Genomic DNA, 11,687 nt, shown 5'->3' with positions numbered 1-11,687 from the left:
GGTGCTCGACGCACTCGACGAGCAGCTCGACCCCGTCCTCCGCCTACCGGTGGGCGGGGTCGACGTGCTCGTCCCCTACCCGACCATCCGCGTCGGACTGCGCTGCAAGCGGTTCTACGCGAATCTCCTCGCAGATCGGCCGACTGAGCCGATCAACCCGACCGAGCTGCTCCTCGGTATTGCGCCACACGAGCTCGCAGAGAAGGCGCCGAATGTCGCCGTCAGTGAACTCGAACGCTGCGCCTGGACCGCGCTCGCGTTCTTCGGCGTGGGCCGCGACGCCGCCGAGCGCGTGTGGACCGGCCAGAAGGCATCACCGAAAGCGGCCGAGCCCGAACTCCTCGACGGCCCGTACGGGCCATACGATCCGGCGCCCGGCGCCTACGGCGAGGACGACCCGGGGGGCGGCCCGTACAACCCGGACACCGGCATCCGCGACTGGTACGACGACGCCCCGGCGCCCCGCGATCTTACCGTCGCGCTGAGCTGGGATCGCCTCATCGCGAACTGGACGTTAGTCGTCGACGACTTTCAGCAGCACTACGGCGTGGACCTCGACGATGTGCTCGACACCCGCACCATCGCGTGGCTGGCGCAGCGCATTGACGGCCTGCCGCACATCTCCGGTTCCCGGATTCAGTACCTCACACTCAGCAAGGCTTAGCCGGAGGCTACTGCAGTCCGCGGCTTGTAGCGCTGAATGAGGCCCACAACGAGGGCCACAACGGTCACGCCGGCCAAGAACAGCACATACCCGGTGCTGCCTGAGCGTGTGTTCTGACAACCATCCACTTGGTAGGTCGTGCTCTCGAAGATCCCAAAGTCCTCAAGGCTGGCCTTGCTGTCGTCGGGGAAGAGCCACGACCCGCAAGCGGTCCCATAGGGGTTGGTGAGCGGCCACAAAGCGTAGACCGCAACGAGGACCACCCCCACCGCCGCGACCGACAGAGCTTTCCCGCCCGGCGCTCTCCAGAACTCCTTGAGTTTCATGCCGCGATCGTAGCGGTCCGCGCGCCGAACTCCTGATTTTCCTTCGGACCACCTTCTCGGCTCGATTCGAGCCGTCGCCTTCAACCCAATCCCGCTAAGGAGCCCCAACGTGCCCACGTTCCCCGATCTTCGCGAGTTCTTCGACCCCGCCCTCCTGCTCACCGTGAATGGCACGGAGTACCGCATCGAGGCGCCGGTCGTCAGCGAGCACCTCCGTATTCGCAAGTTCTTCACCAGCGCAGACATGGAGCTCAGCGACGAGCAGCACATGGTGGAGAACCTCAAGCTCCTCGGCGGCTCGCTCGACCCCGACAGTGGTGTCGTCAGCGGTGGCGTCGCTGAGCAGATGGTCGCCGACGGCGTGAGCTGGGACGAGCTCATGCATGTGGGGTCCACCGCCATGGTGCACTTCGCGCTCGGCGAGGAGGCCGCGGCGCTGTTCTGGGCGAACGGTTCCGCCGCCCTGAGCGCCCCGCCGGAGCCGGAGAAGGCCGCACCCGCCAAGGCTGCCCAGGCTCGCCGGGCGCCCGCGAAGAAGGCGGCGCCCAAGAAGGCGCCCGCGAAGACCGCCGCCCGCAAGAGCGCGAAGTAGCCTCACGTGGCCCTTGACGTCGGCACACTCCTCGCGCAACTGCGTCTCGATACCTCCGAGTATCAGCGCGGTCTCCGCAATGCTGAGCAGGCAGCCCGGTCCAGCCTGTCCGCGCAGGAGCGTGCGATGGGTGAGTCTGGCTCTCGCCAGGCATCGGCCCTGAGCTCGAAGCTCCGCACGGGCGTGGTGGCCGGCGCCACCGCAGCGGGCGCGGCAGGGGCGGCGGCCTTCGGCACGGCGCTCAAGCTCGGCTTCGACCGCCTCACCGCCATTGACGACGCCAAGGGCAAGCTTCGCGGCCTCGGCCATGACGCGGCCGCGCAGGCCAAGATCATGGACTCCGCGATGGCCTCGGTCAAGGGCACGGCGTTCGGCCTCGGCGACGCCGCGACCATCTCCGCATCGGCCATCGCGGCAGGTATCAAGCCCGGCCAGGAGCTGACCAAGTACCTCAAGACCACCGCCGACGCCGCGACGATCGCCGGGTCGAGCCTCGGCGAAATGGGCTCGATCTTCAACCAGGTCCAGACCGGCCAGCAGGCCATGACCGACGACCTCAACCAGCTCGCCGATCGCGGCATCCCGATCTACCAGTGGCTCGCCAAGGAGATGAAGGTCTCCGCGGGCGAGGTCAAGGGGCTCGCATCCGAGGGCAAGGTCTCGTCGGAGATCTTCTTCAAGGCTGTCCAGAGCAACATTGCGGGCGCCGCCCTTGAGTCGGGCAAGACTGTCACCGGCTCATTCAACAACGTCAAGGCCGCCCTCGGCCGCCTCGGCGCCGCCGCGCTGGAGCCCTCGTTCAACCGCCTGCCCACCGCGTTCGGGTCGATCACAGCGGCACTCGACGGAGCGACACCGCGCGTCAAGGAATTCACCAAGGGCCTCGACGCCAAGGTGTTCGATCAGTGGATTCCCGCCGCGCAGAAGGCGTTCAACAACCCCGAGGTGCGTGCCGGGCTCACTGAGGCGTCGCAGCTCGGCGCGTCGTTCCTCCAGGTGGTGCGCGACCTCGCGCCCGCGGCCGGTCAGATCGCCGGATCGCTCGCGCAGGCATCCGGCGCGCTCGGCGTGTCGACGTGGCAGCTCTTCATCACTGGCCTGGAGGCCGCGGTCGGCGTACTCAGCACGCTGGAGCCGCTCATCTCCGGCGTCGCTGGCCTCATGCGCGACAACCAGGCCGTGGTCACCGCAGCCGTCGGAGCTTGGCTGCTGTTCAAGACAGTCCCCGGCCTCCTCTCCAACGTCACCCGCGCCATCGCCCCCGTCAGCGGGGCAGCGCAGACCATGGGATCGCGATTCACGGGCGCAGTGGGCGGCGTCCGCGACTTCGGCGAGGCGTACCGCCAGTCGATGACCTGGGTGCGCCAGGCAAACCCGACCATCTCCACGGCCGGCGCGCACATGCAGGTGCTTCGCGCGAACGCATCCGCCGCAGCAACCGGCGGCCTGGGCATGCTCAAGGCCGGTGCCTCCGGTGTTGTTGGGGCGCTTGGCGGCCCGTTCTCCGCTGCCCTCATTGGGGCTGGCATCGCCTTCGCCGCCATCTCGGCCAAGAACCAGAAGGCGACACAGTCGATGGAGGCCTACGAGCAGGCCACCAAGAACGTCGGCAAGGCTCAGATCGCACTCAATGAGGCCATCATGACCTCGCGCGGGTCAAGCACGGACGCCGACGTGAAGAACGCAGGCGTTGAGCGGATGAAGGCCTACCGCGAGCAGCTCGAAGCCGAGTCCAAGCGAACTGGAACCTTCTGGGACAACTTCCGCGGCGCGGATCATAGCTTCCTCGGACGAGGGGCGTCTGACGACCAGAAGTACGAGAAGATCATCGAGCGTCAGGCGAACGCAGCCAAGGGCGCGATCGCCGAGCTCGACAAGCTCAAGATGACGCAGCAGTCGCTTGCAGACGTGACCTACGGCAGCCAGGGCGCATTCGACGCGATGGTCGCCAAGCTCAATGCCTCCGGTGACGCCGGCCGCCGAGTTGCGAGCGACATGCAGGCTGCGCGCCGTGAGTTTGAGCAGCAGCGAGCCGTCGCCTCGAAAGTCGCGCCTGGCATCTCAGAGCTCTCCAAGGCGATGCAGGTGCTCAGCGACAAGACCGCCTCCGCCGCCGACAAGAGCAGTGCACTCAAGGCGGCACTCGACGCCCTGAACCCCGCCCGCACCACCGGAGACGCGATCGCCGCGCACGACAAGGTGCTACAGCAGGTCGCCGAGTCGTCGCAGCAGGCGGCCGACCGCACCAAGGGGTTTGGCGACCAGCTCATCGGCGTAGGCGGCGCTATCAGCACCACTACCGCCAACGGCAATGCGCTCCGCGACGCCCTTAAGTCTGTTGTCGACGCCTCGACTGAGGCTGCCAGCAAGGGGCAGCCGATCGCCGAGGTGAACGCGAAGAACGCCGCCGCGTTCAAGCAACTCGCGGCACAGTACGGCCTTACCGCGCAGCAGGTAGAGCAGGCATACAACACGCTCGGTGGCAAGGACATCAACATGGTCGTCCGCCTCGCGGGCGCACCCGAGGCCACGCAGAAGCTCGCAGCGGTGGGACGCGCGTTTGAGGCCACCCCGAACGCCAAAACAATCACCCTGCGCACCAACGATATTGCCGGGATTGAAGAGAGCCTCCGCAAGGTCGGCTTCACCGTCCAGAGCCTCCCGGACGGCACGACAACGATCACCGCTAACACTGACGAGGCCAAGGCTCGTCTAGCCGACATCCAGCACGTCGTGACCACGGATATCCCTGGCGACAAGCCGGTCAATGTATCGGCGCCGGGCGGGCAGGCTGTCTACGACCTGCTCAAATCGATGGGCGTCGAGGTTACAACGAACAACGACAAGAACATCAGTGTCGCTTCGCCGTTGGCCCCAAGCGTGCTCGAAACACTCAAGCAGCTCGGCATTGAGGTGCGCCAGAACAACGACAAGACGATCAGCGTCAAGTCTATTGGGGGTACCGAAACCCTCAACATGCTCAACGGCCTCAAGGCCACCATCGAACAGATTCCAGGCGAGAAGCGGATTCGAGTCACCTACAGCGGGAACGTTAACCCGAACTTCACGCCGGATCCGTCGCAGATCCCCATGGCGCCGGGCGTGACGAGTGCGGTGAGCGGGCGGGCCTTCGGTGCGATTGTCGCAATGGCCCAGGGCGGACTCCGCCAGATCGCCAAGCCGCAGATCGCCGGCATCTACGCCGGCCGTGGTGCGGGAACGATCTTCGCCGAGGAGGAGACCGGCGGCGAGGCCTACATCCCGCTCGCCAGCGGCAAGCGCGGGCGCTCGACCGCGATCCTCGGCGAGGTCGCCCGGCTGTTCGGCATGACCCTCGTGGGGCCGACACAGTCGTTCGCCGAGGGCGGCCTCCGCACCGCCGCCGCGATCAACGACTTTCCGCGTTCCGGCGGCCTTGAGGGCTCGCCGTACAAGTGGGGCGGGGTCAACTGGGGCGACTGCTCCGGCGCCATGTCGGCCATCGCCAACTTCGCCGTCGGGCTCGCGCCGTTCGCCTCCCGGTTCGCCACCGCATCGGAAGGCGCCGAGCTCGCCAAGCGCGGCTTCAAGACCGGCCGCGGCCCTGCTGGCTCCCTCCGCTTCGGATGGGTCAACGGCGGCCCCGGTGGAGGCCACACCGCGGGCACCCTGCCCGACGGCACCAACGTCGAGATGGGCGGCGCGCGCGGCAACGGTCAGGTCGGCGGCAAGGCGGCCGGCGCCGATGACCCGCAGTTCTCGAACCAGGCCTACCTCATGCTCGGCGACAGCGGCACAACGGGCGACCCTGGTGCGACAACCGGCTCGCCAACGTCCGGGGGCTCCGGCGCCGACGAGGACGGCAAGAAGGCCACGCCGAGCGGCGACGGGCAGCGCGTGTACGTCACGGGCGGCCGCCTGGACAGCATCGGAACCGGGTCGACGAGCAACAGCTCGCCCGGCGTCAGCTTCTCCCTGTTCGCCAACGGCGGCATCGAGGACCACACGGCGCACATCACCGACAAGCTCCGCGTGTTCGGCGAGCCCGAGACCGGCGGCGAGGCCTACATCCCGCTCTCGCCCGCCAAGCGCGCACGGTCGCTCGCGATCTGGCAGCAGACCGGCAAGCGCCTCGGCGTCAACGCGTTCGCCGCGGGCGGTATCGCCGCGCCGAAGATCGAGGCGCCCAAGATCGACGTCAAGGCGCCCGTCCTCGGCCCGGGCATGGCTCTGCCGATCGCCGACGGGGCCGGGGCGCCGCAGCTCGCCGACTCCCAGGCGCCCGCGACCACGTTCGACGGCGCCAAGTACACGCAGGAGCGCCTCACGAAGCTCGGCGTCGACATGCTCGGCATCGCCAAGGACGCCGCCATCCAGACGCTCGTGCCCGGCGGTGCCCTCCCGAGCATCCTCACCAACTCCGTGGGGCTCGCCAAGTCCATCGGCGACGGCCTCCAGTCCTCGCAGCAGAACCAGCGCACCGAGACCGCATCGAGCGGCAGCCAGAACGGGGGCAACCAGGTGGTCAACAACGTCACCATCAACGCCACGAACACCGACGACGCGTTCCGCCAGTGGCAGACCAAGCAGAACCGCGACGCCGCCGCCTTCGAGGGCAAGCTCCCGTGACCGGCCGCGATCCCATCTCCAAGTGGGAAGTGTTCGGCGCCGACGGCTCCTACTGGTGCATCCAGTCCGACGACCCGTTCGAGTCGGGCGTCGAGGGTGCGCAGCTCGGCGTCGACCCCAAGGAGCTCGGCGACGTGCCGGTCAAGACGATCTACAACGCCACCGCCTTCCAGGAGGGAGCGACCTACGGCGGCAAGCGCGTCATGATGCGCAACCCCGTGCTCATGGTGAAGTGCTACGACCGCGGCGACGGAGTCGCGGACACCGAGTCTCGATGGCGCATGGCCTGGGACTACGACACCGACACCATCATCCGGATCAGTACCGACGGCGCTCGGCCGTCCGTGCGCACGATCAAGCTCCGCCTCGGCAAGGAGCCCGACGTCATCACGCCGCTGAGCAAGGACATGCGGCTCATCGACCGGTGCAACGTCGTGCTCACGCTCGCCGCGGGCGATCCGTTCTTCTACGAGCCCGACGCGCTCGACCACTGGACCGCGACGACGAGCAACGACGCCAGCGGCACCGTGACCATCTCCAACCCCACGGACCAGAAGCTGTGGCTGCAATGGGAGCTCACGGCGCCGGGCATTTGGCGCCTCCCGGACTACAGCTTCGGCGACAACTCCAAGGGGTGGGCGGTCGAGCACGCGAACCGCGTCATCGTCCTCCCGAGCCTCGGCACCGGACAGCACGTCAACCTCGACACCTACCCGGACAACGAGCGCGTCGACGCCGACGACGAGTCGCTCGTGTGGGCGCGCATGCGCGCGATCGAGTTCCTCTATCCGGTGCCGCCGTACACCGCGCCCATCGAGCTCCCTGTGCGCGTCACGGGCGGCCCCGTGGGCGCCACGGCGCGCGTGCGCATGCGGCGGCGCTGGTCGCGCCCGTGGGGCCTCCAGCGGACCCGGCTCATCGACCGGAGCCCTGAGGTGATCAGCGCGTGACGGCGCCCACCACGACCCCGCCAGCGATCGAGAATCCGATCGACCTCCTGGACGGGGTCTACAAGCGATCCCAGAACCGGAAGGAAGCGCGGCGCCGGAAGCGTCTCGCGCGCCCGTGGGTGCGGATCTGGGACGGCGACTGGAACCTCCGCGGCGAGGTGCAGGCCGAGTACATGGGCGAGTTCCACTGGAAGCTCAACGAAACCGGCACAGGAACCATCGAGCTCCCCGAGAACCACTACATCGCCAAGTGGATCGTCGACTACGACGGCCGCCCCAAAAAGAACGTGCACATCACCGTCGACAAGGACGGCGCGCGGTGGGGCGGGCGCATGAAGAACTTCATCGTCAAGAAGACCGAGAGCAACACCACGGTCGTCGTGAACTTCATGCACGACTACGAGGAGCTCAAGTGGATCGATTGCTGGTCGAATCCGATCCTGCCGGCGATCTTCCAGTTCCCCAAGGTGTTCATCCTCGCGGGCCCTGCGATTTGGGTTTGCAAGATGATGCTCTTCTCGAACCTGCTACGCCTGCAAGGGAACCTGTGGCAGCTCCCCGACGACCCGATCGACCCCGCGCAGTACTTCCGCTTCGCCGACTTCAAGAACTGGCCCATCATCGTCAAGCCGTCGAGTTTCCTCGGCGACTCCTCGACGTGGACCGTCATGGGGTCGCGCTGGAAGTCGTGGCACGACCTCTGCGCCGCGCCCCTGGAGGACGCGCAGCTGTACGTCGAGTGCCGCCGATGGCTCACTGGGGACGACCCGCCATGGGAGGGCGCGGACGTCCGCAACATGCGCAACGGACAGCTCGTCGTCGACATCCTCGACAAGAGCTCCCTGCGCAACACCACGAGCGGCGGCGTGTTCTCGGGAACGATCTTCGAGGGCTTCATCAACACCCTGCAGACGTTCCAGCCCAACTACATTGAGGAATGGGTCAACGTCGTTGACGACCCCAACGACCTCGTCGAGTACAAGAGCCCGTTCTGGCTCGGCACCGTCCCGCGCTCGCCGTGGGTGGTCTACCGCGAGGGCGAGATCACCGGGATTCAGTCGTCCGAGCTCGCGCACAGCCCGGCCACCGCGACACAGATCAACGCGGGCGGCCACTCGATGCCCGGCGTCAATGAGGCGATCAGCGCCGGCATTCAGGCCGCGGGCGACATCGTCACATCCAACATCCAGTTCTACGGGTGGGGGATCGGCGCGCAAGGCGGCGCGATCGACGCGCTCCTCAAACCGCTCTACGAGGACGTGATCCTCGCGTTCATGGCGTTCAAGTCGCTCATGCGAGCCAACGCTCTCGGGTGGTCCCGCTACAACGAGTTCTTCCAGACCGGCGCGGACAAGGCGTACACGATCACCTCGCTGATGGTCATGCGCATGGCGTTCATCGCCACCGATCAGCAGACCAGCTACAAGCTTGAAATTGCCGACGGACGACCGTATCTCGTCGGCGAGCGGGGCGAGGGTCACTTCTTCTTGGGCGACCGGATCGGCGCCACGATCAAGGGGATGAAGAAGGGTCGCATCTACGTCGACCAGGTGACCGAGCTCGTGCTCGCGTGGGACCGCGACAAGTCGCCGAACTGGAAGGTGACCGTCGGCCGCGACAAGCAGCTCGAACGGCCCGAGGTTCGGATCATGCGCCACGCGCAGACCTTCCAGGCATCCCTCAAGGACCTCGGAATCTTCTAGGAGACAACAAAATGCCCAACGTTACCTTCGGCCCCGACACCTTCCCGACTCGCGAGAACTGCAACCTCGACGACCCGGAGGAGATGTTTCTGTGGCTCCTCGTCGGCGCGCCGATGATTACCGGCGGCGCGCTCCCGTTCACCACGGGCTACCTGCGCATGCTCTCCAAGCACTGGTGGGAGCTCGGCGCGATGATCCGCTGCCCCGAGTGCGGGCACGAGCCCGGCCCGCGCAAGCACCTGGAGATGCCCGCGCACGGCGGTGTCCACCAGCTCTACAACCCGCCTGTCTGGAAGGACGGCCCGTACCCCGAGGGCGGCACGCAGGCCGACAAGCTCGACGCCGTCGTCGAGAACATGTCGCCCTACGACCGCTCCGTGCTCATCAAGAAGCTCACCGAGGCCAACAACACGCAGCTGGAAGGCGGCGCCCAATGACCCAGCGGTTCTTCATCTTCGATGCCCGTGGCACTACGGAGCCGTACGAGGGCAACATGCTCGGCCACGTGATCGCGCTCGTGCGCAGAGCGCACCCCGACGTCCGGGTCGAGCACGTCGTGCACGCGGCATCCATCTCGCTCAACAACGCGACTCGCGACCCGCTCGCCCCGTCAGGCAACAACTCCGCCAACCAGATCGTCGCGTGGCTCCGCGCCCGCATCGCGCAACTCGGCCCCGACGACCGGTACATCGTGCTCGGCTACAGCCTCGGCGCAGTGGGCACCGCGCGCCACCTCAAGCTCTACGGCGGCGATCACCGTTGCCTCATGTACGGGCACATCGCGAGCCCGTCACGCCGCGCCGGCACGATCTACGGCCTCCCCGAGGGGCTCGACCACAACCCGATGACCCGGGCCAACGACCGCCGCTCGGGGATCTACGCCACGCAGGGCACCGGGACCGCCGTGCACTCCCTCGGCACCGCGGTCCCGCTCGTGGAAATCGCCAACCCCAGCGACGTCATGACCTCGTGTCCCGCAGTGTCCCCACTGCACGCGTTCGCTGGCCCCGTCATGGCCTTCGACTTCCGGCGCCCCGGCGACCTCGTCGAGCAGCTCCGCGAAGGCGGCATCGAGGGCATCGTCGAGAACCTCGCGAACGTGGGCAACTGGGCGAACCCCCGTTGGTGGACGTGGATCGGCGACCTCGCCGCATTCATGCAGCGCACTCACACGCTCGACTACGGCCTGCCGATGTGGCGCGACAGCGCCAACCGGCCCGTCTCCGGCATCGAGCTCCTCGCCCGCCAGATCGCCTGGCGCATCTCTCGAGAGAAGGCCATCGCATGACCTACCGCACCCCCGACCAGGTCGCCGCTGAGTTCATCGCGGAGGGCCGCCGCCTCGACGTGGCGCCCCGCGGCATCGTGATCTGCATCGCGACCGGGCTCGTCGAGTCCAACCTCACGGTCTACGCCAACCGCGCCGACCCGGCCTCGATGAACGAGCCCCACGACGCCGTCGGGTCGGACGCCAACAGCGTCGGCCCGCTCCAGCAGCGCGCCCCGTGGTGGGGAACGTCCGCCCGCGAGCGGATGGATCCGACACTGAGCTCGCGCCTGTTCTACGCCGAGCTCGTGAAGCTCCCGTACGCCACCGCCACGACCGATGCTGCCGCGGGCCGAATCGCCCAGCAGGTCCAGCAGTCGGCCTACCCCGACCGCTACGCCACCCGCATGGGCGAGGCGCAGCGGATCTACGACCGGCTCGCCACAACCGCGGCCCCGAATCCCGCACCCACCACAGGAGGCGCCCCCATGCCCGACTACGGCATCACCAAGGTCATGCACGGCTACAACGCCGACAGCGCCGGCATCGGCAACAGCAACGGCCCCCGCACGCGCACCCCATACCTGGTGTGGCACACGCAGCAGGCCAAGAGCACCGCGGTCAACCTCGCCACGTTCTGCATCAACAGCGCCGAGGGTCCCAACCCGGTCGCGTACAACTTCGCCGTCGACGGCCGCGACACCGTCGAGATTGTCCCCGTCGGCGAAGGCCCGTGGGCCGCCGCCGCCGCAAACGACATCGGCGTGCACGTGTGCTTCGCGGGATCGTTCGCCGAGTGGACCCGCAACCAGTGGCTCGACGACGGCGACGACTCGGGTGACGGCCTGTCCGAGTCGCTGGCCCTCGACCGCGGCGCGCGCATCGCGGTCGCCGTGAACCAGCAGTTCGGCGTTCCGCTCACGTACGTGGGCGACGGTGGGCGCTCCGGCTGGCCGGTGAAGGCGAGCGGCAACGTCGGTCACCGCGACTTCGGACAGCGCGGCGGCGGCCACACCGACCCCGGCGACGGCTTCCCGATGGACGAGCTCCTTCGCCGAGCTCAGGCCCTCCTCACCCCGGCGCCGAACCTCATCGACATCGCCGCGAAGGTGGCCGCGAACTGGCTCGGCAAACGGATCACGCAGGGCGAGGGCAACACCCGCCCGGCGGGCAGCGGCAAGGTCGCCCTGTTCGAGAACGGCGCCATCTACTACAAGCAGGGCGCTCCCGCCGCGATCCCTGTCCCCAAGGGCGGCCTGTTCGAGGCGTACGCGGCCCTCGACTACGAAGCCGGTCCGCTCGGCTTCCCGGCCCGCGGGCACACCGTGCTCCCCGACGGTGGTGTGCAGGCCTTCGAGGGCGGAGTCCTGTTCCGCAAGAACGACTCGGAGCGCGGCGCGTACGTCACCGGAGCCATCGGCAAGCGCTACGCCGCCACCGGCTGGGAGGCCGGCCCGTGGGGATGGCCGATCACCAACGAGACCGACGGCCCCGACGGCACCCGGATTCAGTCGTTCGAGCACGTCACCGCTACGTGGTCGCCCGACGGCGTAGTCACCATCGGAAAGGACGCCTGA

General features: G+C 67.9%; 9 protein-coding genes. 8 read left to right on the top strand and 1 reads right to left on the bottom strand.

All coding sequences use genetic code 11. The annotated features are described in order from the left end of the window. Position 1: 1 nt before the first annotated feature. The gene (locus tag ACNAYW_RS01390; RefSeq protein ID WP_415847965.1) at positions 2-664 is read left to right on the top strand and encodes a DUF7426 family protein; all 663 of its coding nucleotides are present in this window, start codon (positions 2-4) and stop codon (positions 662-664) included. Here ACNAYW_RS01390 and ACNAYW_RS01385 read toward each other — a convergent pair. After that, a complete protein-coding gene (locus ACNAYW_RS01385; protein ID WP_415847964.1) occupies positions 661-990 on the bottom strand; it encodes a hypothetical protein in 330 nt (109 codons plus the stop codon). The genes ACNAYW_RS01390 and ACNAYW_RS01385 overlap by 4 nt on opposite strands. 109 nt (positions 991-1,099) lie before the next feature. Between ACNAYW_RS01385 and ACNAYW_RS01380 the strand changes: the two genes are divergently transcribed. From ACNAYW_RS01380 to ACNAYW_RS01350, 7 genes are read left to right on the top strand one after another with little or no spacing between them, the layout of a single operon-like run. After that, positions 1,100-1,582, top strand: a complete 483-nt coding sequence (locus ACNAYW_RS01380; protein WP_415847963.1) for a DUF7426 family protein — start codon at positions 1,100-1,102, stop codon at positions 1,580-1,582. Positions 1,583-1,588: 6 nt separating this feature from the next. Further along, on the top strand, positions 1,589-6,190 hold the full coding sequence (locus ACNAYW_RS01375) for a tape measure protein (protein ID WP_415847962.1): 4,602 nt from the start codon (positions 1,589-1,591) through the stop codon (positions 6,188-6,190). Further along, a complete protein-coding gene (locus tag ACNAYW_RS01370) occupies positions 6,187-7,140 on the top strand; it encodes a phage tail protein (protein ID WP_415847961.1) in 954 nt (317 codons plus the stop codon). The genes ACNAYW_RS01375 and ACNAYW_RS01370 overlap by 4 nt, the downstream gene beginning before the upstream one ends. Beyond that, positions 7,137-8,843 carry a Gp37-like protein gene (locus tag ACNAYW_RS01365; RefSeq protein WP_415847960.1) on the top strand — a complete coding sequence of 569 codons (1,707 nt, stop codon included), beginning with the start codon at positions 7,137-7,139 and terminating at the stop codon, positions 8,841-8,843. Before ACNAYW_RS01370 ends, ACNAYW_RS01365 begins: the two co-directional genes overlap by 4 nt. Positions 8,844-8,854: 11 nt before the next feature. Beyond that, entirely contained in the window at positions 8,855-9,280 is a 426-nt protein-coding gene (locus tag ACNAYW_RS01360) for a phage gene 29 protein family protein (protein ID WP_415847959.1), read from the top strand. Continuing rightward, positions 9,277-10,131, top strand: coding sequence for a hypothetical protein (locus ACNAYW_RS01355; RefSeq protein WP_415847958.1), 855 nt, complete (start codon positions 9,277-9,279; stop codon positions 10,129-10,131). The genes ACNAYW_RS01360 and ACNAYW_RS01355 overlap by 4 nt, the downstream gene beginning before the upstream one ends. Next, positions 10,128-11,687 (top strand): hypothetical protein, encoded by a 1,560-nt coding sequence (locus tag ACNAYW_RS01350; protein WP_415847957.1) that lies wholly within the window; start codon positions 10,128-10,130, stop codon positions 11,685-11,687. Before ACNAYW_RS01355 ends, ACNAYW_RS01350 begins: the two co-directional genes overlap by 4 nt.

The sequence above is a fragment of the Tsukamurella ocularis genome (assembly GCF_965138335.1).
Taxonomy (GTDB): domain Bacteria; phylum Actinomycetota; class Actinomycetes; order Mycobacteriales; family Mycobacteriaceae; genus Tsukamurella; species Tsukamurella ocularis_A.
Note: the sequence above shows the minus strand (reverse complement) of the source record. Positions and strands in the feature narration are given on the sequence as shown.